Source organism: Dermabacter sp. Marseille-Q3180 (genome assembly GCF_940792985.1).
GTDB classification, from domain to species: Bacteria; Actinomycetota; Actinomycetes; order Actinomycetales; family Dermabacteraceae; genus Dermabacter; species Dermabacter vaginalis.
Genome location: NZ_CALNWU010000001.1, coordinates 12289 through 34593, shown reverse-complemented (window position 1 = coordinate 34593; position 22305 = coordinate 12289). Strand labels below are relative to the sequence as shown.

The following is a 22305-nucleotide window of genomic DNA, read 5'->3' as shown; positions in this document are numbered from 1 at the left end:
CTTTACGGTTCAGTTTTTGGTGTCGTCCGCGAGGAAATCCGAGGACTTTTCCGCATCGCTGCGAAGGTCGGCGTCAGAGACCGACGCTTCGTTGCTGCCAGCGGCCGACTGATCGTTGGCGTTGTCACCGAAGCTCTCGGTGCGCTCAGCGATGGCGTTGCGGTTCCACTTGAGCTGCGAGCCATCCTCGGTTTCGAGAATGACAGTGTCGCCTTCTTCTTCGACGATCATGCCGTAGAACCCGGAGTGCGTGCGCACTTCATCACCGACGCCGAGGGACTTGACGAGCTCCTGATGCTGCTGAACCCTCTTGCGCTGACCGCGCGACATGAGGAACATCGGTACGGCCATCACGACGAGCATGATGATCAACAAAAACATGGGGTTTTGCACGAGGCGAGCCTTCCATCGGGGGTCACAGTCTCTTCCACTCTACCCGCGCATCGCCCTCAATTTCCCATTCAGGTAAAGCGACCGTCCTCACGTCCGGAAACATCGAAGAGCGTAGAGTCATGCGCCGAATCAGGAGCCGGAGCGTCGAGTTCGAGGTGCCGCCACGCGGCCGGCGTGGCGATCCTTCCGCGCGGAGTACGCCCCAGGAGTCCCTCGCGCACGAGGAACGGTTCCACGACGGTCTCGACGGTTTCTGTTTCTTCGCCCACGGCGATCGCGAGGGTCGAGAGACCGACTGGCCCACCCCCGAACTTCGTACAAAGCGCATGAAGCACGGCGCGGTCGAGTCGATCAAGCCCGCGAGGATCGACCTCATAGACCGTGAGCGCCTCGAGAGTGGACTCCATCGTGATCGCTCCGCCGCCACGTACTTGGGCATAGTCGCGCACACGTCTCAAGAGCCGATTGGCGATACGAGGTGTGCCTCGCGAACGAGAAGCAATTTCGTAGGCGCTCTTCGCCTCAATCTCGATCTCCAAACGCGCAGCACTGCGTGCGATCACACGAGACAGTTCCTCGGCAGTGTAGTAGTCAAGGTGCCCCGTGAAACCGAAACGATCGCGAAGAGGCGAGGGCAACATGCCAGCACGCGTCGTTGCCCCGACAGCGGTGAACGGCGGCAATTCGAGTGGAATAGCCGTGGCACCAACGCCTTTCCCCACCACGACATCAACGCGGAAATCTTCCATCGCCATGTAAAGCATCTCTTCGGCAGGACGGGCGAGGCGATGAATCTCGTCGATGAAGAGCACCTCCCCTTCCTCAAGGGACGACAGAATGGCGGCGAGGTCCCCCGCGTGCTGCACTGCCGGACCGGAGGTGATCTTGAGCGGGGAACCAAGCTCGTGGGCAATGATCATCGCGAGAGTCGTTTTACCGAGCCCAGGAGGCCCCGAAAGGAGCATGTGCTCGGGCGGCGTTCCGCGCATCGAAGCGGCGTCGAGAACAAGCGAGAGCTGCTCACGCACCTTCTTTTGACCAACGAAGTCCGCAAGTTCTCTCGGCCTCAGTGCGCCCTCGGCGGCGCGGTCGAGCGCACCGGCCTCGGCACCGATAATCCGCTGGAGGGTCTCGTTCGACTCCTCGCTCTCGCCGCTCACATGTGAATGCTCGATCATGCACGGCCACCTAGATGACGCAGGGCGAGGCGCAACAGCACGCCCGAATCAAGGTTCGCACTCGAGCCCTTCTCTTTCTCCTCGTAACCCGCAAGCACAGATTCGACAGCTTCACGCGCGCCTTTCTCGGGCCAACCAAGGCCTTGGAGCCCCTGCACGACGTCCTTTGCCGCACGTGTCTCAAGAACCGATTCTTGCGCGGGATCTGCTTCCAAAGGTGCAGGCTCCCCGCCCTCTTTGGAACTCGAGGCGAAAGGTGCGACCTTATCTTTCAGTTCGAGCACCATGCGCTGCGCGCCCTTCTTGCCAATGCCCGGGACGGACGTGAGGGTCTTCACATCCTCGTCGAGCACCGCACGCGCAAATCGAGAGGGATCCATGACCGCGAGCACGGCAATGGCGATGCGCGGCCCGATCCCCGAGACGGATTGAATCGTGCGAAAGAGGTCGGTTTCGTCCTTCGTGAGGAAACCGTAGAGGGTCATCGAATCCTCGCGCACCACAAGCTCTGTGTGCACGAGAACCTCTTGCCCCGTGCGGACGGCGGAAAGAGTTTGAGGCGAGGTGTTCACCAAGTAGCCAACACCGCCAACCTCAAGCACGAACGAATCGAGAGCGATGGCGCTCACGGCGCCGCGAAGGGAAGCAATCACGCCCACGATTTTAGAACACGCGTACGACTACAGACGGGAGGTCGACTTCTCCTGGGCGCGTCGAGCCTTCCGCTCGGCTTCAGCCCACTGAGCTTGGGCACTCGTGCGCCGGGCACCGTCGGACCCTAACTTGACCGGGCCAGAACCGCGCCACAGTTGCGTAATGGCGATCGCCACCGCATCCGCGGCATCGGCCGGTTTCGGTAGCGCGTCAAGCCTCAGAATTTTGTGCACCATGTTCTGGATTTGCGCCTTATCCGCGCGTCCGTTGCCCGTGATCGCACGCTTGACTTCTGAGGGGGTGTGCATCTGAACCGGAATCCCCCGCTCGGCGGCGAGCACGATCGCGAGGCCCGACACCTGCGCAGTCCCCATGACCGTCGAGACGTTATTCTGCGAAAACACGCGCTCGATCGCCACCATGTCGGGGGCATACTGCTCGATCACGTGTGTAAGCCCGCGGTAAATCTCGAGGAGACGTAAATCCACCCCCTGGCCCCTGTTCGAGGTAATGACCCCCACGCCCTCGAGGCGCACGGAGCGGGCGGGGCCGCCATCGACAACCCCGAACCCGCACCGGGTGAGACCGGGATCAATACCCAGGACTCGCATCAAAGCCCCCGAGGAGGAACTATTCAGCCGCGAGCTGTGCGGCCACGTCCTCGGGAATGTCGAGGTTCGAGTACACGTTCTGCACGTCGTCGCTATCCTCGAGTGCATCGATAAGGCGAAGCACTTTGTGGGCACCCTCGAGATCAACAGCCGTACGCATGGTCGGTACGAACGACGCTTCCGCACTCTCGTAGTCGACCCCGGCCTCCTGGAGTGCCTTACGGACGTTCACGAAGTCGGTGGCCTCCGAAATAATCTCGAAAACCTCGCCCTCGTCATTGATTTCCTCCGCGCCCGCATCGAGCACGATCTCGAGAAGCTCGTCTTCGGTGTGACCGGCCTTCGCCACGGTCACAACGCCCTTGCGGTGGAAAAGGTAAGACACCGAGCCGGAGTCAGCCATGTTGCCGCCGTTGCGTGTGAACGCCACGCGCACCTCGGACACGGCGCGGTTCTTATTGTCGGTGAGACATTCAACGAGGAGCGCAACGCCGCCGGGTGCATAACCCTCGTACATGAGGGTTTCGTAGTTCACGCCCGCGCCGTCGAGGCCGCCGCCGCGCTTGACCGCTCGATCGATGTTGTCGTTCGGAACGGAGCTCTTCTTTGCCTTCTGGATGGCGTCGTAAAGCGTCGGGTTACCAGCGGGGTCGGGGCCGCCCATGCGCGCCGCAACTTCAATGTTCTTGATGAGCTTCGCGAAGAGCTTGGAACGCTTGGCGTCAATCGCCGCTTTCTTGTGCTTCGTCGTTGCCCATTTAGAGTGACCTGACATCGGTTTCCCTCATTCGTCGTCAATTATCGCTGAACCATTGTACGCGCCGGTACGACGGGAGTCGTCAGTGCAGCTATCACACGGCGCGTTTCGGTGAGTTGCGAAAGCAACAGTGCCTCGGATTCCTTGATTCTCGAGGACGTGTGTCCCGCAACTGCCGCCTGCCTCTGGGCTGCGAGCCGAAGCGCAAGGCTCTGGAACTCCGCCATGGTCCACGTCGCTACAGCGCCAAAACTAGACGCCCACGCCTTCGCACGTCGCCGCCCGCGCAGGCTCACGAGCATATCGACCTCACTCGGAGTGAACCATCCCGCGCGCCCGTATTCCGAAAGCCGCCTTCGGAGCATACGTTTCTCACGCCACCGAAGGAAGACCATGACCAGAACAAACGTGAGGAAAATTGGCACTTCAATCACGGCGTACCAAAAGAGCAACTCTTTGAGGCTCGTCACGCCATTGAGCGCGAGGAGCATCGAGCCGCCATTCCACAGGGCGTGAAGCCCCATGCCAAGACCGAGACCGCCTGCTCCCAAGAAGAAGTAGAGCGGAAGGCTGCGCCTCTGTGCCGCAATGCCAATTCCCAAACCTACGAGCGAGGTAAAGGAGGCGTGTGCGAACGGCGAAAGCAGGCCGCGCATAAAAAATGTTTGCCAGAATACGGTCGAGTTCCCCATCACCTGAGCCTCGGCGAAAGACCGCGCAAAATAGGTGATGTTCTCAGTGAAAGCGAAGCCGGCCGCGATCAGTACCGCGTAGATCACGCCATCGATCGTTCCCGAGATGTACCGCCTGCCGAAGAGGAGCAGCAGTACGAGACCAAACGCCTTCGTTGTTTCCTCCACAACCGGCGCCTGGAATGCCACCGAGAGAAACTCCTGAGCAGTGGCATCCTGAGTTTGGAGCGCGATGATGATCACCACGGCGGTGCCGAAGATGTAGGTGAGCGAGATCGAGCCGATCGCCCCCCATAGAAAGGCGTAGGCCATCGTGAAGCGCGGTTGAGGGGTCGTTCGGTCAAGCCACCACACGGCGAAAAGCACGATGCTAAAGGGCACAAGCGCAGCCGTGAGCGAGACGAGGCTTGTGCCGATCCCAAGCGGCACAATCACTAGCAGGAAAAGAGCTGCTGCGGCAAACGCGAGAACAGCGAAGGCAAGGGTAAAGATGACCCACGTGGCGAACTTTCCGCGCTTCTTTTTTTGCTGCTCTCGCTCGGCAAACGACGGCATGACATGTGCAAGATCCGCGGGGATTTCACGCTCCACGTCGTACCCGTACCCGAGCGCCTTTCCAGTAGTGCTCACGTGCGCTCCTTCGTGCCTTTCTCCCCCGCTGCGGGCCACGCGGCGGCAAACATCTCGCGAGTCTGCGAGAGCAAGAAGGGCAAAGCCTTCGTGCGCCCCACGATCGGGAGGAAGTTCGCGTCACCGAGCCAGCGAGGCACCACGTGCTGGTGCAGATGCGCGGCGATGCCGGCACCGGCAACCTCGCCCTGATTCATTCCAAGGTTGAAGCCCGCGGGCTTCGAGACCGCTCGCACCACGCTCATGGCGGTGCGCGTCAGTTCCGCAATCTCCGTGTATTCTTCCCGCGTTAATTCGGTGTAGTCGCTCACGTGACGATACGGGCACACGAGCAGATGCCCCGAGTTGTAGGGGAACAGGTTGAGGATCACAAACGCGAAGTCGCCTCGGTGAACGATGAGTGCGTCCTCATCGCTCTTGTCCGGCCCCGTGCAAAACGGGCATTCGTCGGTAGCCTCCGCGCTCGAGGGTTTGCCCTCCCCCTGAATGTACGCCACGCGGTGCGGTGTCCACAGGCGTTGGAGGGAGTCGGGGGTCCCGGCGAACGCGTGCGCGTTCTCGAAGGCGTGCCCGACTCCGCCCTCGTGCTCTGTGTTCATCGGGTTCACACCTGAGCCTTTGTGCGAATCGCCTCGAGGATCCGCTCGACGGCGTCATCAACGGGAATACCGTTGTCCTGGCTACCGTCGCGCATCCGGAAGCTCACGGCGCCGGCGTCGCGATCCTCACCGCCCGCGATGAGCATGTACGGCACTTTTTCCTTCGTATGGTTGCGGATTTTCTTTTGCATGCGGTCGTCTGAGGAGTCGACCTCCACACGAACTCCGTGCGCACGGAGCTTTTGGGCGACCTCTTCGAGGTACGGCACGAATTCGCCAGCGACCGGAATGCCAACGACCTGCACGGGCGCAAGCCACACCGGGAACGCACCCGCGTAGTGTTCGGTGAGCACCCCGAAGAAACGCTCGATCGACCCGAAAAGTGCACGGTGAATCATCACGGGGCGCTGACGCGAACCATCGGGAGCCGTGTACTCGAGGTCAAAGCGCTCAGGGAGGTTGAAGTCGAGCTGGATGGTCGACATTTGCCACGTGCGCCCGATCGCATCCTTCGCCTGCACGGAAATCTTCGGACCGTAGAAGGCTGCGCCGCCCGGATCGGGAACAAGGTCGAGGCCCGAGGCGGTCGCTACCTCTTCGAGTGTGCGGGTCGCTTCTTCCCACACGTCGTCGCTGCCCACGAACTTCTCGGGGTTCTTGGTCGAGAGTTCAAGGTAGAAGTCGTCGAGACCGTAATCTTTCAGAAGGTCGAGCACGAAGGTGAGCAGGGTCGTGAGTTCGTCGCGCATCTGCTCGCGCGTGCAATAAATGTGCGCGTCGTCCTGGGTAAAGCCGCGTGCGCGCGTGAGCCCGTGGATCACGCCGCTCTTTTCGTTGCGGTACACGGTGCCGAACTCGAATAGGCGCAGCGGAAGCTCGCGGTAGGAGCGGCCGCGGGAGGCGAACACGAGGTTGTGCATCGGGCAGTTCATGGGCTTGAGGTAGTAGTCCTGGCCCTGCTTCGTGACGTTGCCTTCGGCATCGCGCTCTTCATCGAGGTGCATCGGGGGGTACATTCCGTCGCGATACCAGTCCAGGTGACCGGAGGTCTCGAAAAGCTGCCCTTTGGTCGCGTGCGGCGTGTACACGAAGTCATATCCGGCCTCGACGTGGCGTAGGCGCGAGTAATTTTCCATCTCCATGCGCACCATGGCGCCCTTGGGGTGGAAAACGGCGAGGCCGGAGCCGATTTCATCGGGAAAGCTGAAGAGGTCGAGTTCGCTACCGAGCTTTCGGTGGTCGCGCTTTTGCGCTTCTTCGAGGCGGAACTTGTAAGCCTTCAGGTCGTCTTTTGTGGCCCACGCCGTGCCGTAGATGCGCTGGAGCATGGGGTTCTTTTCGCTACCGCGCCAGTAGGCCGCAGCAGAACGCATGAGGGAGAATCCGTTGCCGATGAGGCGCGTCGAGGGCAGGTGCGGCCCGCGGCACAGGTCGGTCCACACTACCTCGCCTTTTTTATTGACGTTGTCGTACATCGTGAGGCCGCCGTCGCCCACTTCGACGCTTGCGCCTTCAGCTGCGGTGTCCGCGTTTGACTTCAGGCCGATGAGCTCGAGCTTGTACGGCTCATTCTTTTCTTCTTCGCGCGCATCGGCATCATCGATATCGCGACGTTGGAAGCGCTGCCCTTCCTTGACGATGCGCTGCATGTCTTTCTCGATCGCCTTGAGGTCTTCGGGCGTGAAGGGCTCGGCAACATCGAAGTCGTAATAGAAGCCGTCGGTGATGAACGGCCCGATGCCGAGCTTGGCGTTTTCGTCACGGCGTTGGACGGCTTGGGCAAGCACGTGCGCACATGAGTGACGCAGGATATTGAGGCCATCGTCGCTCGCGATATCCACACCTTCGACCTCATCGCCGTCGGCAGGCGCAATGTACAGGTCCTTCAGTTCGCCGTTGATGCGCAGGGCGACGATCTCGCGGCGACCCTCGTACAGCGTTTCTCCCGTGGTCCCCTGCTCGATCGTGGTGGGCGAGCCGTCGAGGACGATGGAAAGCTGGGACACGGGTAACTCCTTTAATCTCGGGGGCGAACCGACCTACGCTGCCGGCTCCACCGCACAGTCTAACGAGTACCCACGAAGTGTTTCTGCGCCGGTTTCGCATGCGGGAGGTGTGAAAAGAGAATCAATGACTTGCGAAACGGTGGTCGGGAAGCGAACGATGAAAATATGACCGCTCAGCATGTTTCAACCGCCCTCTCTCCCCGCCCTACCAAGATCGCCATCGTTGGCGCCGGAAGCGTCGGAGCGTCCGTTGCCTACGCTGCGATGCTGCGAGGAAGCGCGCAAACGATCGCCCTTTATGATCTTGCGGCTGAAAAGGCGGAGGCCGAAGCACTCGACATCGCTCACGGTTCGCAGTTCGGCTCGGGGGCCACCGTCATCGGTGGCGGTGACATTACGTGCGTCGCCGGCGCCGATGTCGTCGTCATCACGGCCGGCGCCCGGCAGAAACCGGGGCAGTCTCGCCTTGACCTCGCCGGCATCAACGTCAAGATTCTGCGTTCACTCATGCCGCAACTCCTTGAGCAGGCCCCCGAGGCGATGTTCATGCTCGTGACGAACCCGTGCGACGTGCTCACGGTCGCGGCACAGCAGATTACCGGCCTTGATTCCTCGCGAGTTTTCAGCTCCGGAACCGTGCTCGATTCGAGCCGCCTCAAATTCCTGATCAGCAAGAAGATCGGCGTGAACCCCCGCAGCGTACACGCGCGCATTATCGGCGAGCACGGCGACAGTGAATTCGCGGTCTGGTCAAACGCCAACATCGGCGGGATTCCGCTTCGTGAATGGCGAGGGGCCGACGGCACTCTCGCTTTCACCGAAGCTGACCTTGATGCGGTGCGCGACGAGGTCGCAAACTCGGCCTACGCCATCATCCAGGGGAAAGGCGCCACGAATCTTGCGATCGGCGTTTCCGCCGCGCGTATTTGCGAAGCGATTATCAACGACGAAAAGGCCGTTCTCACCGTTTCCACCGTGCTTGATGACTACCGCGGCGTCAGCGGCGTAGCGATGAGCGTGCCGAGCGTTGTGGGCCGTGGCGGTGTTGAGCGCGTTCTCAACATCCCCCTCGACGAACGTGAAACTCTGCTTTTCCGAGCCTCGGCCGGACAGCTCAGCGCGATTCAGGAGGAGCTCGGCCTCGAGCTCGAATAAGTCACACGAGCCCCAACTGTTCAATCGCCTCGGCGAAGCCGCCTTCGCGCGGGCCGCGCATCACAAATGCGGGATCGGCGATCGCGCGGGAGGCGTCGGATCCTTCAACCGGTACCGGTAGCCCCACCCCTTTGAGCATGCCGATATCGTTCATGCCGTCGCCGAAGCCCACCGCCCGCTCACACGGGATTCCAACGTGCGCGAGCATGCGCTTCACACCGTCGATCTTGTCGATCGCGGCAAGCTGCAACTCACCCGAAGTGTCTTTGTCCTCGCCGATCGAGTAGGGCATGTCGCGCACCTTCGGGCCGATGTGCCGGGCGATCTCGGTGATACTCACGGGGATTTGCCACGCCACGATTTTCGCGAAGGATACCCCCGCAAGGCTTTCACGAAGAACGAAGGCGTCGAGCAGCTCCGACGCTCCCCCACCGAGGGTCCCCACTTCTTTCGCGGGGAGCACCTCTTGAGTTGAGAAGGAGCGCGTGAGTCGCTCGCGAATGTACCGCTCGGCAGTGTGATTCCCGACGGTAGCCTCGGGAGATTCGAGCACGAAGGGAAAATCGCCTGCCTCCTGAAGAACACGCAGCGTGCGCTTCGCGAGATCGTCGGGGAATCGAGAATCCTCGAGAATAAGGTCGCCAAATTTCACGTAGGCGCCAGCGGAACCAATGACGCCATCGAGGGCATCCTCGACGTCGTGCGGAATGAGGGAATGTGGGCGCCCCGTGCAGAGAAAGGCGAGATGCCCGGCCTCGCGGACCCGTTGGAGGGCCTCGACGTGCGCTGCGGGGACGATGCCGTGGTCGGCAAGGGTGCCATCGAAGTCGAGAAAGAGTGCGTGCTGTTCGCTCATGCTGCCACCTTCTCACGTCAAGGAACACGAGAGATGACAAAAGGCGCCCCGCGGGGCGCCTTTATTTGTGGGCGATACTGGACTCGAACCAGCGACCTCTTCCGTGTCAAGGAAACGCGCTAACCAACTGCGCCAATCGCCCGTATGAGACCGTGCGGTCTATTTATGCGTGGTCATAAGCCACACGAGAGGTGGGTACGGGATTCGAACCCGTGTATACGGCTTTGCAGGCCGCTGCCTCGCCTCTCGGCCAACCCACCACGTGGAAACCTGAGATTCCAGAGCGGATGACGGGACTCGAACCCGCGACCCTCACCTTGGCAAGGTGATGCTCTACCAACTGAGCCACATCCGCATTTTTGGCCGATCGCTCGGACCAACGAATAGATACATTACGTCAGGATGGCCCCCGGCGCAAAGCGAAAGGCCCCCTTTTGACCCAGATCACCTCGGAGCCCACCCGCGCCTTCTCCACTAGCGAAAACTCGCGACCCGTAAAGAAGCTCCGGAAACGCCGAGCCTCGATAGTGGGCGACGAGACTTCCTGGAATCCCGCTCCTTTGGGTCGACTCCAATAGAAGAATCCGCACTCCCCCAAGCGCCTGCGAGCCTCACCACAAAAGAGGCCCGCGAGGGCGATCAAAGTTTGGGACCCGGCTTAGGTGGTGTACTGTTGTCTAGTCGCACAGAGCGAAACCGAAAATTTTCGCGACGCTCATGCGGGCGATTGGCGTAGTGGTAGCGCGCTTCCTTCACACGGAAGAGGTCACTGGTTCGATCCCAGTATCGCCCACGCGGATGTGGCTCAGTTGGTAGAGCATCACCTTGCCAAGGTGAGGGTCGCGGGTTCGAGTCCCGTCATCCGCTCCAGTGTCATGAGTCGCGTCATGCTTGACGCATGAGTCGCGACATGCTGGACGGGCCGGCATCCCAGTTGTTTTTGTTCTGGGGTGCCGGTTTTGTTCATTTGGGGTAGAGCGGTGGGTCGCCGTGTTTCCAGTAGGCCTTTTGGTAGTCGCGGGCGGTGTCGATGTAGTGCTCGGTGAGTACTTCTCCGGTTTCAACCAGTGATGTGATGATGTGGTTGTCGGTGATGACCATGAGAATTTTCTTGTGTTTGTAGGCGCGTCCGATGCCGAGGTGGAAAAGTTTGCCGGCGTAGCGCACGCTGACTTTGCCGTTTTTGTCGATTGTGTCGTTTCGGGTTCGCCATTCTTCTTTGGGGTTGTTGTTGGGTGTGGCTTTGACTCCGGTGGTGTATGCCTGCTGTGGGGTGCGTCTGCCCAGGGCGCGGTGGGGCCGGGTGCAGTTGTAGTATTGGCGAAACTCATTGAGGAGTTGTTGCAGCTCATCAATGTTTTGTGCTGGGGGTCGGGCTTTAATCCATTTTTTGAGGGTTTGGTGGAACCGCTCAATTTTTCCTTGGGTTTGAGGGTGGCCTGGCCGGCCGTTTTTCTGTTGGATTTTGTGTGCGACGAGCACTTTTTCGAAAGCGTTTCTCCCACCTTTGCGCCCGGCTAGGCGTGCGGTGAACACCAGTGCGTTGTCCGTAAGCGTGGATGCTGGCGGGTCGTATGTGTGGATTAAGCGTGTGAGTTCGGCGGCGACGGCGGGGCCTGTGAATGCGGCGGCCGCGGTGATTGACAACAGGTATCGCGAGTGGTCATCGAGGAAGTCGAGGACTTCAATGCGTGTGTTGTCGGCAAGGAAGAGGTGGGTGATGTCGGCTTGCCAGCATTCGTTGGGCATTGCGGCCTCGAAGCGGATGTAGGAGCTTCTTGGCTTCTTTTGCGGCTGCGGGGTGATCAGGCCTTCGTTGGTGAGGATGCGACGGATCGTCGAAGTTGACGGGGCACGTTTGCCGGCCTGTTCGAGGTGGTAGGCGATGGTTTCGGGTCCTGCGTCAAGTCCGTGCCGGGTGAGCTGTTTGCGGATATCGATGATTTCGTTGCGCAACGCGTCCGGTACCGCGTGTGGGTGGGTGTGAGGGGCACGTGATTTCGGTGCGATTGCCTCGGCGCCGCCTGCGTCGTAGGCGTTGAGTATCTGGTGGACGCGTTGGCGTGAGATGCCAAAGCGTTTGGCGACGTTGGTGGGTGTGCCGCCTTGGTCTTGAACGGCTCTGACGATGGCGAGGTTGCGGTTGGGACTGTTCATGGTGTCAACCATGTCCCGACTCACCAGTCAAGCGTCACCGACACGAGTGAGGTAACCCTAAGTGTCAACAGTGACGCGACTGACCTGTCAAGGATCACAACGCCTTCCCCAGGCACACCCCGTCAAATATGTCATGACCTCGGACACCGTCATCCGCTCCAGTAGAAAGGCCTCGTGCACGCGCACGAGGCCTTTTCTCATGCTTGTGCACTTCGGTTTTCTGCCAGGCCAGCGGGACACAATAACGGTGCAGACCTGTTCACGTGCAGCTACTCGCTGCCTCAGCGCAAGGAATCTTTCACAGTGCAGATTTGGCCAGGCTCCCCCTATCCGCTCGGTGCGACTTTCGACGGCAGCGGCACGAACTTTGCTCTCTATTCAGAAATCGCCGACAAGGTCGAGCTCTGCCTCATAGGCGATGATCTCTCCGAACGCCGCGTAGAGATGACCGAAGTGGATGCTTTCGTGTGGCACGTGTACCTCCCTGCTGTTCAGCCGGGGCAGCGCTACGGTTTTCGCGTGCACGGGCCCTATGATCCGGCGGCGGGGCATCGATGTGACCCTTCGAAGCTGCTTCTCGACCCCTACGCGCGCGCAATCGCAGGGATGCCCGATACGGATGCGAGCCTCCTGAGCTATGACCTCGAAAACCCCCATGAGCTCAGCAATCTCGATTCGAAAGACCACACGATGCACTCCGTCGTGGTCTCCCCCTACTTCGACTGGGGCAATGATCACCCTCCGGCTCACGAGTACCACGATTCGATCATTTACGAAGCGCACCTCAAGGGGTTCACGGCGACGCATCCGGAAATCCCCGAAAGCATCCGCGGTACCTACGTGGCGATGGGACACCCCGTGGCGATCGACTATCTCACATCCCTCGGCGTCACGGCGGTTGAATTCTTGCCGCTTCACCAGTTCGTTCAGGACGGACATCTCCAGGATCGAGGGCTTCGCAATTACTGGGGCTACAACACGATCGGCTTCTTCGCCCCACACAATGAATACGCCTACGCGGGCGATACGGGCCAACAGGTTCAAGAGTTCAAACAGATGGTGAAAAACCTCCACGCTGCAGGCATCGAGGTCATTCTCGACGTTGTGTACAACCACACGGCCGAGGGCAATCATCTTGGACCCACGCTGTGCTTCCGCGGGATCGACAACGCGAATTACTACCGCCTCGTGGACGAGGATCTCGCGCACTATTACGACACGACCGGCACGGGCAACAGCCTGCGCATGCGCACGCCACACGTCCTTCAGCTCATCATGGATTCGCTCCGGTACTGGATTACCGAGATGCACGTCGATGGTTTCCGGTTCGACTTGGCCTCGACCCTCGCGCGCGAACTCCACGAGGTCGATCGCCTTTCGAGCTTCTTTGACATCATTCAGCAGGATCCGATTATCTCCCAGGTCAAACTCATCGCGGAGCCGTGGGATCTCGGCGAAGGTGGCTACCAGGTCGGTGGGTTCCCTCCCCTGTGGTCTGAGTGGAACGGGAAATATCGCGATGCCATGCGCGATTTCCATCGCGGGGAATCGGGCATGCTCGCGAAGTTCGCGAATCGTTTCGCTGGCTCGAGTGACCTGTATCAACACACGGGGCGCACGCCGATCGCCTCCGTCAACTTCCTTACGGCTCACGACGGTTTTACCCTGCGCGACCTCGTGAGCTACAACGAGCGACATAACGACGACAACGGCGAAGGTGGCAACGACGGCGAATCGAATAACCGTTCGTGGAACTCGGGCGCGGAGGGGCCGACGGATGACGAATCCATCCTCGATCTTCGGCTTCAACGCACAAAAAACATGATGGCAACGCTGCTGCTCAGCCAGGGCGTCCCCATGATCCTTCACGGCGATGAACTCGGCCGCACGCAGATGGGCAACAACAACGTGTATTGCCAGGACAACGAGATCTCATGGATGAACTGGGAGATTAGTCCGCGCCAGCAGGAGATGCTGAACTTCACTCGCATGCTGATCGAGCTTCGCCGCGCCCACCCGATTTTCCGTCGCCGCCGCTTCCTGCTCGGCGAGGTGCGCGATGGCGCGGAGTCGCCCCTGCCTGATGTCGCGTGGCTCGGCGTTGACGGCACCCCGATGACGGACGACGAATGGAACGACCCAGTCGCGAAATGCCTCACGGTCTTTTTCAATGGGAGTGCGATTCCTGAGCCGAATAAGCGTGGCGAGCACATTGTTGATGACTCAGCACTGCTCATGTTTAACGCCTCTGAAACAGACGTGGAATTCACGGTGCCGGGCGAAGAGTACGGCCTCGAATGGGTGGTGACCGCCTCGACCTCGAAGGCACTGAGCCAAGGCGACACGGTCAAGGCCGGCGAAGTACTCACGCGCCCTGCGTTCACCACCCTCGTTCTCGGCCGCGGCCCTCTGACTCCCCCTGGCGAAAATGACGACTCCACGTCTCTCACCAATCCCCTCACTCCGCATACGTCAGTGCTGACTCCCGCAACACCAAGCGAGCCCGAAGGCGGAGACGGCCGCGAGAAGTACTGAGACACGCCTCATCAACGAGAGGGATCGCCCATGCTCGATGCACCTACGAGTACCTACCGTTTACAGATCACCCCCGAGTTCACCTTCCAGGACGCAGAAAAACTCGTGCCGTACCTCGACCGGCTCGGAGTCACTCACGCGTTCATCTCGCCGATCCTCCAGGCTTCACCTGGTTCAATGCACGGTTACGACGTCGTGGATCACTCGCACGTGAGCCTGGAGAACGGCGGTGAGGAAGGGCTGAGGAGGCTCGCGGATGCCTTGCACGAGCGCGGCATGGGCCTCATCGTCGATGTCGTCCCGAATCACATGACGATTCCCACGCCAATCTGGCACAACAGCGCCCTGTGGTCAGTCTTGCGGGAGGGGCAAGAGAGCGTCTACGCCTCGTGGTTCGATATCGACTGGCGAGGCGAACACGGGATCGTGCTGCCCGTTTTGGGCCGCCCCGTGGCAAAGGCGATCCTCGACGAGGAGTTCGAACGAAGTGAGGCGGAGGTGCCGCAACCCGATGGTTCGGTGCGCACCGAGAGCGTCCTTCGCTACTACGATCACGTTTTCCCGCTGGCGAAGGGCACCGAGGACCTTCCCCTCGTGGAATTGCTCGAGGCCCAGCACTATCGCCTCGCGTATTGGCGTATCGGAACCGACGAGTTGAATTACCGCCGTTTCTTTGACGTCGAAACCCTCGCCGCCATTCGGGTCGAGGACCCCTCGGTCTTCGAAAAGACTCACGAGACGCTCATCCGCCTCCAATCCGAAGGCATCATAGACGGCTACCGGATCGATCACCCCGATGGCCTCGCGGATCCCCGCGGGTACCTTCGACGCCTCGAGGGCGCGACCGGTGGCGCTTGGACAGTGATCGAAAAAATTCTCGAGGGCGAAGAGTCGCTCCCCGAGGATTTCCCGGTCGCGGGAACAACGGGCTACGACGCCCTCTGGCGCGTCCAAGGGTTGTTCCACGACCCGGTCGGTGCCACGGAGCTCACGCGCCTGTGGCAGGTTTTCACTTCCGACACCCGTTCGTTCGACCAGATCGTGCGTGAAAGCGCAAAAGAGATCATCGACGGCTCACTGTGGGCTGAGATCTCGCGGCTCGTTCGCCTTGCGAGGCGTATTTGCGATGCGGACATCATGCTGCGGGATACGACCACGCGTCGGCTCGAACAGGCCATTATCGAACTCCTGATGGCGATGGACCGCTACCGTGCCTACATCGTGCCGGGTGAAAAAGCCCCCGCTACCGAACGCGAGGTGCTCGCAGAGGCCGCCGAGCGCGCGGCCCTCGAGATTGGCAATGACGCGGATGACCTCGCTGCGCTCGAGACTGTCACCGCGCTCGCTGCCGGGCAGGGACAGTTCATGCCCGACGGTACTCTCGATCCGCTGCGTGCCGAGTTCGTGACGCGGTTCGCGCAAACGTGCGGACCTGTTCACGCAAAGTCGCTCGAGGACACGGCCTTCTACCGCTACCACCGCTTTCTCGCGGTGAACGAGGTGGGAGCGGATCCGAGGCGCATAGGCGTGGATCCCGAGGCGCTTCATGCCTTCTGCGTGCATATGCTCGAAACATTCCCCGCCTCGATGACGACCCTCTCGACGCACGACACGAAGCGCAGCGAGGACGTGCGCGCGCGGCTATCGGCACTCACCGAGTATCCGTCGGAATGGGCCGTGTACGTGGCGCGCCTGCATTCCGCAAGCACTCACCACCGCGGTCCTCTCGTGGACCCCCACATCGAACTTTTCGTGTGGCAGACCCTCGCAGCGATGACAGAGCTTCCCGGTTCGAGGCTCGCTCCCCTCACGAATGAGCGCCTCACGGGCTATCTCGAGAAGGCGATGCGCGAGGCGAAGGTGCATACGGCATGGGTCGATGGCAACGAGGAATACGAGCGCGAGGTGCTCGACTTCGCGCGGTGGGCTCTCGACAGCACGCAGGTGCGCGCGATCCTCGACGAGTGGACGTCGCTCACGTTCGACTCGCAGCGCACGGCCATCCTCGGCCAGAAACTCATCCAGCTCACCATGCCCGGCGTTCCCGATGTGTACCAAGGCAACGAGACTCTCGATCTGAGCCTCGTGGATCCCGATAACCGCCGTCTGGCGAACCACGATGCGCACGCTAGTCGGCTCGACGCCCTTCTTGCCGGTGAGGCGCTAGACGGCATCGCCGATGAGAAGCTCCTGCTCGTGCACCGGGCCCTCAAGGCCCGGCGCGATCGACGCGAAGCTTTCATAGGTCCCGATGCCACCTACCTGCCGCTCCCCACGTCGTCCGCCCACGCGGTCGCGTTTGCCCGTGCCCGCGCAGGCGGCCCTGCCGAGGTCGTGACCATCGCCACCCGCCTTCCGCATGTGCTCGACACGCGCGCTCAGGGCTGGCGGGGTGCACGGATCGTGATCGACGAGGGGCGCTACACGAACGTTCTCACGGGCGAGCGGATCGAAGGCGGAACGCTCGAGCTCGACGCGCTGCTCGCCGACTGGCCCATCGCGCTCCTCGTGCGCGAGGATGTCGATGGCCTGGAGGAGGATGGAAGATGAGAGACTATTCGCGCTTCGAGGTTTGGGCGCCGAACGCCCGCGAGGTCGCCCTTGCGCTCGAGCCGCGCACTGGCACACATCGCCGTGAGATCGCGATGGAACGCGGCGATGGCGACTGGTGGCACGCTCCCGGTCTCGCGGCACAGCCCGGTGACCGCTACGGCTTCCTCCTTAACGGTTCGACATCACCGCTGCCCGACCCGCGCTCGCTTTCACAACCGGAGGGCGTACACGGCCTGAGCGAGGTTTTCGACCCGCGATCTTTGAGCTTCAAGGCTCCATGGAAGGGGATGGACGTTCGCGGGAAGGTCATCTACGAGCTGCACATCGGTACGTTCGGCGCAGATCGTACAGCCGGGACCGCGGGCACATTCGACTCCGCGATCGCACGCCTCGACCACCTCAGTGCGCTCGGCGTCAATGCGGTCGAGATTATGCCCATCGCAGCGTTTCCCGGTGAACGCGGCTGGGGGTACGACGGCGTTGGTCTTTACGCCACGCACGAGGCCTACGGCGGCCCCGCGGCCTTGGCGCGTTTTGTCGACGCTGCGCACGAGCGCGGCCTCGCCGTCATTCTCGATGTCGTGTACAACCACCTCGGTCCCGACGGCAACTACCTCGGACACTTCGGCCCATACTTCACAGATACTCATTCCACGCCGTGGGGTCCCGCGGTCAATCTCGACGCCGATGGTTCAAGCGAGGTGCGCGCGTTTATCCTCGCGAATGCGCGCCAGTGGCTGCGTGATTTCCACCTCGACGGGCTTCGACTTGATGCCGTACACGCACTTCGCGATGACTCTCCCACGCATATTCTTGCTGAGCTCTCCAGGGCCGTAGAGTGCATGAGTACCGAGGCGGGTCGCCCGCTTTCGCTCATCGCCGAGTCTGACCTCAATGATCCCGCAATGGTCACGCCCGTGGCCGAGGGTGGGTTTGGCATGCATGCTCAATGGGCCGATGACATCCATCACCACTTACATGCGTGGGCGAGCGGGGAGCGCGAGGGCTATTACGTCGACTTCGGAGAAGCGAGGGGCGTCAAGAAAACTCTCGAGCGAATCTTCGAGCACGATGGCTCCTTTTCGACCTTTCGGGGGAAGACCTGGGGCCAGAAGGTTGATCCCGCAAGCGGCGATTACAACGCGCACGCCTTCGTCGCGTTCATCCAAGACCACGATCAGGTGGGCAACCGAGCTGCGGGTGACCGCCTCACGGAGACGATCGGCTTTGGTACCCACGCGGCACTCGCATCGCTCTATCTCCTCGGTGCCACGACACCGATGGTCTTCATGGGCGAAGAGTGGGGCACGAAGGTGCCGTTCGCGTTTTTCAGCGATCATGGCGAAGAAATCGGCCCACTCGTGAGTACGGGTCGAAGGGAAGAGTTTGCACGCATGGGCTGGGGGGACGCGGTTCCCGACCCCCAGGCGCGCACCACCTTTGAGGAGTCTTTCCTCGACTGGAGTGAAACTCAAAGCGGTGCGCACGCGGCGCTCCTCGAGTTCTACCGCACTCTCCTTACCCTTCGGCGCGAGCGCAACGATTTCCAGTGCGGCGATTTCGCCTCGATCGAGGTGGAGGCGCTCACCGAGGGGGCCATCCTCATGCATCGGGGCCGTTACAGCATTCTTGCCTCCCGCGGAGACGCCCCCGTGACGTGGCAGTCGCCCTCTCCCGTGCGGAAACTGGCCTCGTTCGGTGGGGCACACCTCGAGGGAGAGAGCCTCACGCTCGAGGGGGCGGGGGCACTCGTGTGCGAAAGGTCCGACGCTTGATGGCGACACACAGTTCCGATACCCCCCACCCTCTCTCCCGCCTCGTGGGAGGTGGGCATCCCGTCGCCGAGTCGATCAGGCTCGACGACGAAGGCGCGCTTCGCCTCGGTGAATTGCTCGCGTTCCCGAGCGACCGCGTTCACGTGCGTTCGATGATGAATCAGAGTCTCGACGGCGCCACCGCTGGCGAGGATGGTTCCTCCAGTTCGCTCTCAAACCCGTGGGATTTCTTCATGCTCACGGTTCTACGGGCCCTTCCCGACATCATCGTGTGCGGCGCGACAACCGTGCGACGCGAAGACTTTCGCCGTCCTTCGGGCCGGAAGGTGCTCCGCGGCGAAGGGCTGCGTCCATGCGGTGCGGAACTTCCCGCGCTCGCGATCCTCACGACGAGCGGTAAGATCCCCCCGCACATTGATGAAACGTGGCCGACACTCCTCGTGTGCCCGTCCGGGAATGGCTCCCGGGTGGCGCGCGAAAGTGGTTTTTCGAGTGACGCCATCATCGAAGCCGACGGAGCCCGCGCGATCGTCGAGGCCCTCGCTGAGCGAGGGTTTCGAGGCATTCAGGTTGAGGGCGGTCCTTTCGTCAATGGAATGTTTTTTGATGATGGGGCGTTTGATGAACTTGTATGGACACGCTCGGCGATCACCGTGGGAGGCGAGGCGGCGCGGGCAAGCGTCGGAAAATTGCACCGACTCACGTGGCACCTCACGGATCTCTTCCACAGCCCCGGAGCGTGCATCGAACGCTACGTCCCCACGACGCTCAAGGAGAACCGATGAACTCACCGCTTGGTGAAGGCCACTACCGCTTTGCCCTTTCGCGCGACGAATGGCGCGAGCGTTTGAATGCTGACGAATATCACGTACTGCGTGAGGGCGGAACGGAGCGACCGTTCACAGGCGAATACGAGGAAGTGCGGGCGGCGGGAACCTACGCGTGCCGCGCGTGCGGTGCAGAGCTTTTCCGCGCGAGCGAACAGTTCAACGCCCACTGCGGTTGGCCCGCGTTCTGGGCACCTTCCGAAAGCGACCGCGTGGAATTGCGTGAGGATCGCAGCCTCGGCATGGTTCGCACCGAAGTGCGCTGTGCCTCATGTGGATCGCACCTCGGGCACGTTTTCAGGGGGGAAGGGTTCCCCACGCCCACCAACGAGCGCTACTGCATCAATTCCATCTGCCTCGTTCACAGCGACGATGCGGAGGCTTCGACCGAGTAACTCAGCCGAGTAACGCGGTCGCGGCGCGCCTCCCCCGCCATCACGACACGGGGCGATAGGTTTGCAGCCGTGGCCATTCATCACTTTCCTCAGGAGCGCGAAGAATTCGTGAGCGCGATCGACGCGCTCACTGCCGCTCCCCTCCGCCACGAGGTTCAGTGGGAAGAAATCCCCGCGCCTTCTCGCCTGGCTCCTTTTTCATGGGCGGCCGAGGCCGACGTCGTCATGCACGACACCGACCTCGCGAGCGGAAAGTTCATCGTGCTCTACGATCCGAACGGCAAGGATGACTGGAAGGGCCGGGCCAGGGTCGTGACCCTTATCCAAGCCCAACTGGAGCACGAATTCGCCCTCGAATCGATGCTCGGCGATGTCGCGTGGAGCTGGGTCACCGAGTCGCTTGAACTTGCGGGCGCCGAGGCACACGAACTCGGATGCACCGTGACGCGCGTCGTGTCGCAAAGTTACGGGGCGCTCGCGGCACGGCCCACGACTGTGGACGTCGAGATGCGTGCCTCGTGGACACCGGACTCGCTCGCCCTCGGGCCTCACTTTGGCGCGTGGTCCGCGATTCTGTGCGCTGCCGGTGGTCTCCCACCGCAGCCGCTATCCGTAAGCCCCCTTCACCCCTCGCACCGTGCGAGGGCTCCTCACCTTTCTGCCGCGAAGGACCGCTAAAGGATCCATGACTGACGCGAACGCTCAGGCGACGGAAACAGCATCCGCGCCTCTCATTAAGAAGCCCGCGGGAGGAACTCCAGCTCTCGTGGCGACCATCCAGGGCATCCTCGAGTGGTGCGCGCGCGTTGAAAGCGGCGAGGACCTTGCGATCGATGTCGAACGTGCCTCGAGTTACCGGTATTCCGCGAAGGCCTACCTCGTGCAGATCAAAACCGAGGCAGCCGGAATTTTGCTGCTCGATCCGCTCGCGTGCCAACTCCCGGGAACTTTCACGGACATCATGAACTCTCACCCGTGGATTCTGCACGCCTCTCGACAAGACCTTCCCTCACTCTCGATGCTCGGGCTGACACCACCCGCGCTTTTCGACACCGAGGTCGCCGCCAGGCTTGTGGGACTGCCCAAGGTGAATCTTGGCGCCCTCACCGAAGAGCTGCTCGGTGTGCGGCTCGCCAAGGAGCATTCGAGCGCGAATTGGTCGAAGAGGCCGCTTCCGGAATCATGGCTCGACTATGCCGCACTCGATGTGGAATACCTCGCCGAGCTCAAGGCTGCTCTCACGCGGCGGCTCGACGAGAGCGGTAAAACCGCGTGGGCTCAAGAGGAATTTGCGTTCGAAGCAACATTTGCGCACCCCGACACACCCGACGAGCCGTGGCGTAGCCTGCACGGGCTCGGTACTCTCAAAAGCCCGCTTCAGCTTGCGGTCGCACGTGCGATGTGGGAGCGACGCGATTCGATTGCCCGTCATGCCGATATCGCGCCGTTCATGGTGCTTCGCGATAAACCACTTGTGGCCATGGCGAAGGCCTCGAGCAAAGGCCGCGAGGCATTCGACAAGGCGGCACCGAAAAATCTCAAGCATCGCGAGCAGTGGTGGCGATGCGTACGTGAAGCACGCGAACTTCCTCGCGTGCACCTCCCCTCAACGCGAGCCGCGGGCCCCTACCCCAATCACCGGTCGTGGTCGAAGCGTTTCCCAGAGGTTCTCGGCGCCTACAAGAAGGTTCGTGAGGGGCTTCTTGCGCGCGCCGATGAACTACATATGCCGGTCGAGAATCTCATTTCTCCCGGCCATGTGCGCCACTGGGTGTGGAGTCACTTCAACGCCGAGGCGGAACACCGTATACCTCACGCGAGCCCCGAACAGATCGAGCGCGAACTCGAGGCCGTAGGCGCGCGGCCGTGGCAGGCTGCACAAGCGACACCCGCGATCATCGAATCGCTGCGCGATTACACACCTCCGAGCACCTAGATCGCGACGTCCTCGCCTTTCCGCACGCGTGACGTGTAGGCGAGGGTTGCGATGAGAAGTGCACTGTTGTGGAGCCGGCCCGAAAGCGCCGCACTTTCAAGATCGTCAAGTGGCACGGTGCGCGTGAGAATCTCCGCCTCCTCGTCGACGCGCGCGAAATCGATGCTCGAGGCCTTCGTGCACCCGTGCGCCACGTACACGCGAATTTTCTCGTTTGAGCCTCCAGCGCTCGGGTAATAGTCGAGCAAGTGGCGCGCGCTCTGCGCTGTGTACCCGGTTTCTTCCTCGAGCTCACGCAACGCTGCCGCGGCGGGATCTTCACCCTCCTTGTCGAGGAGGCCCGCGGGAAGCTCCCACATGTGAGCACCGGCGGGGTGTCGGTATTGCCTGATCACAATCGCTTCGCCCTCGACCGTGAAGGCGAGAATCGCCACGGCACCCGTGTGCGAAACGTAGTCGCGAGAAAAACGCACGCCCGGAGCGAAATCGACGCTATCGCGAGCGACGTTCCACACGAGCCCTTCGTACACGGTTCGACTCTCGGCAACGGGCCGTGGGCAGAATTCGTCGGCAAGCGTGTCCTCGTGAATAGTCAT

The 22305-nt window shown here is 61.5% G+C and carries 19 protein-coding genes and 5 tRNA genes; 10 read left to right on the top strand and 14 right to left on the bottom strand.

Going from position 1 to position 22305, the window contains the following annotated elements; translation table 11 throughout:
* Positions 1–9: 9 nt before the first annotated feature.
* The 8 genes from yajC to thrS form a co-directional block, all read right to left on the bottom strand.
* Complete coding sequence (gene yajC / locus NBW56_RS00175; RefSeq protein WP_250257529.1) at positions 10–393, bottom strand: preprotein translocase subunit YajC; 384 nt, start codon at positions 391–393, stop codon at positions 10–12.
* Between the two features lie 68 nt (positions 394–461).
* Positions 462–1571 (bottom strand): Holliday junction branch migration DNA helicase RuvB, encoded by a 1110-nt coding sequence (gene ruvB, locus NBW56_RS00170; protein WP_065247694.1) that lies wholly within the window; start codon positions 1569–1571, stop codon positions 462–464.
* Positions 1568–2224 carry a Holliday junction branch migration protein RuvA gene (ruvA, locus tag NBW56_RS00165; protein ID WP_250257528.1) on the bottom strand — a complete coding sequence of 219 codons (657 nt, stop codon included), beginning with the start codon at positions 2222–2224 and terminating at the stop codon, positions 1568–1570. The genes ruvB and ruvA overlap by 4 nt, the downstream gene beginning before the upstream one ends.
* A gap of 27 nt (positions 2225–2251) precedes the next feature.
* Entirely contained in the window at positions 2252–2836 is a 585-nt protein-coding gene (gene ruvC, locus NBW56_RS00160) for a crossover junction endodeoxyribonuclease RuvC (RefSeq protein ID WP_250257527.1), read from the bottom strand.
* A 19-nt stretch (positions 2837–2855) separates the two neighbouring features.
* A complete protein-coding gene (locus tag NBW56_RS00155; protein ID WP_250257526.1) occupies positions 2856–3611 on the bottom strand; it encodes a YebC/PmpR family DNA-binding transcriptional regulator in 756 nt (251 codons plus the stop codon).
* 23 nt (positions 3612–3634) lie between these two features.
* Positions 3635–4915, bottom strand: a complete 1281-nt coding sequence (locus NBW56_RS00150) for a PrsW family intramembrane metalloprotease (RefSeq protein ID WP_250257525.1) — start codon at positions 4913–4915, stop codon at positions 3635–3637.
* Positions 4912–5514 carry an HIT family protein gene (locus NBW56_RS00145; RefSeq protein ID WP_250257524.1) on the bottom strand — a complete coding sequence of 201 codons (603 nt, stop codon included), beginning with the start codon at positions 5512–5514 and terminating at the stop codon, positions 4912–4914. The genes NBW56_RS00150 and NBW56_RS00145 overlap by 4 nt, the downstream gene beginning before the upstream one ends.
* A 5-nt stretch (positions 5515–5519) precedes the next feature.
* Entirely contained in the window at positions 5520–7520 is a 2001-nt protein-coding gene (gene thrS, locus NBW56_RS00140; RefSeq protein ID WP_250257523.1) for a threonine--tRNA ligase, read from the bottom strand.
* 165 nt (positions 7521–7685) lie between these two features.
* Here thrS and NBW56_RS00135 point away from each other — a divergent pair, with 165 nt between their 5' ends.
* On the top strand, positions 7686–8675 hold the full coding sequence (locus tag NBW56_RS00135; RefSeq protein ID WP_250257522.1) for an L-lactate dehydrogenase: 990 nt from the start codon (positions 7686–7688) through the stop codon (positions 8673–8675).
* 1 nt (position 8676) lies between these two features.
* Here NBW56_RS00135 and NBW56_RS00130 read toward each other — a convergent pair whose 3' ends face one another.
* From NBW56_RS00130 to NBW56_RS00115, 4 genes are all read right to left on the bottom strand, one after another.
* Positions 8677–9531 carry an HAD hydrolase family protein gene (locus NBW56_RS00130; RefSeq protein ID WP_250257521.1) on the bottom strand — a complete coding sequence of 285 codons (855 nt, stop codon included), beginning with the start codon at positions 9529–9531 and terminating at the stop codon, positions 8677–8679.
* Positions 9532–9599: 68 nt separating this feature from the next.
* A tRNA-Val gene (locus NBW56_RS00125) sits at positions 9600–9673 on the bottom strand.
* A 47-nt stretch (positions 9674–9720) separates the two neighbouring features.
* Positions 9721–9791, bottom strand: a tRNA-Cys gene (locus NBW56_RS00120).
* A gap of 22 nt (positions 9792–9813) precedes the next feature.
* Positions 9814–9886 (bottom strand) — tRNA-Gly (locus tag NBW56_RS00115).
* 366 nt (positions 9887–10252) lie between these two features.
* On the opposite strand from NBW56_RS00115, the gene NBW56_RS00110 reads away from it, so the two are divergent.
* Together NBW56_RS00110 and NBW56_RS00105 are read left to right on the top strand one after the other, a co-directional pair.
* A tRNA-Val gene (locus NBW56_RS00110) sits at positions 10253–10324 on the top strand.
* Between the two features lies 1 nt (position 10325).
* Positions 10326–10401, top strand: a tRNA-Gly gene (locus NBW56_RS00105).
* Between the two features lie 93 nt (positions 10402–10494).
* Here NBW56_RS00105 and NBW56_RS00100 read toward each other — a convergent pair.
* Positions 10495–11688, bottom strand: coding sequence for an IS481 family transposase (locus NBW56_RS00100; protein ID WP_250257520.1), 1194 nt, complete (start codon positions 11686–11688; stop codon positions 10495–10497).
* A 303-nt stretch (positions 11689–11991) separates the two neighbouring features.
* On the opposite strand from NBW56_RS00100, the gene glgX reads away from it, so the two are divergent.
* The 7 genes from glgX to NBW56_RS00065 all read left to right on the top strand — a co-directional run bounded on the left by glgX (position 11992) and on the right by NBW56_RS00065 (position 21709).
* Positions 11992–14223, top strand: coding sequence for a glycogen debranching protein GlgX (gene glgX, locus NBW56_RS00095; protein WP_250257519.1), 2232 nt, complete (start codon positions 11992–11994; stop codon positions 14221–14223).
* A gap of 30 nt (positions 14224–14253) precedes the next feature.
* A complete protein-coding gene (gene treY / locus NBW56_RS00090; RefSeq protein WP_250257518.1) occupies positions 14254–16773 on the top strand; it encodes a malto-oligosyltrehalose synthase in 2520 nt (839 codons plus the stop codon).
* Positions 16770–18551 carry a malto-oligosyltrehalose trehalohydrolase gene (gene treZ / locus NBW56_RS00085; protein WP_250257517.1) on the top strand — a complete coding sequence of 594 codons (1782 nt, stop codon included), beginning with the start codon at positions 16770–16772 and terminating at the stop codon, positions 18549–18551. The genes treY and treZ overlap by 4 nt, the downstream gene beginning before the upstream one ends.
* On the top strand, positions 18551–19336 hold the full coding sequence (locus tag NBW56_RS00080; protein ID WP_250257516.1) for a dihydrofolate reductase family protein: 786 nt from the start codon (positions 18551–18553) through the stop codon (positions 19334–19336). The genes treZ and NBW56_RS00080 overlap by 1 nt, the downstream gene beginning before the upstream one ends.
* A complete protein-coding gene (gene msrB, locus NBW56_RS00075) occupies positions 19333–19773 on the top strand; it encodes a peptide-methionine (R)-S-oxide reductase MsrB (protein WP_065247682.1) in 441 nt (146 codons plus the stop codon). The genes NBW56_RS00080 and msrB overlap by 4 nt, the downstream gene beginning before the upstream one ends.
* Before the next feature lie 69 nt (positions 19774–19842).
* Positions 19843–20451 carry a DUF3000 domain-containing protein gene (locus tag NBW56_RS00070; protein ID WP_074296966.1) on the top strand — a complete coding sequence of 203 codons (609 nt, stop codon included), beginning with the start codon at positions 19843–19845 and terminating at the stop codon, positions 20449–20451.
* 7 nt (positions 20452–20458) lie between these two features.
* Complete coding sequence (locus tag NBW56_RS00065) at positions 20459–21709, top strand: HRDC domain-containing protein (RefSeq protein WP_250257515.1); 1251 nt, start codon at positions 20459–20461, stop codon at positions 21707–21709.
* Here NBW56_RS00065 and NBW56_RS00060 read toward each other — a convergent pair.
* On the bottom strand, positions 21706–22305 hold the full coding sequence (locus NBW56_RS00060; RefSeq protein ID WP_250257514.1) for an NUDIX domain-containing protein: 600 nt from the start codon (positions 22303–22305) through the stop codon (positions 21706–21708). The two genes, NBW56_RS00065 and NBW56_RS00060, sit on opposite strands and share 4 nt — an antisense overlap.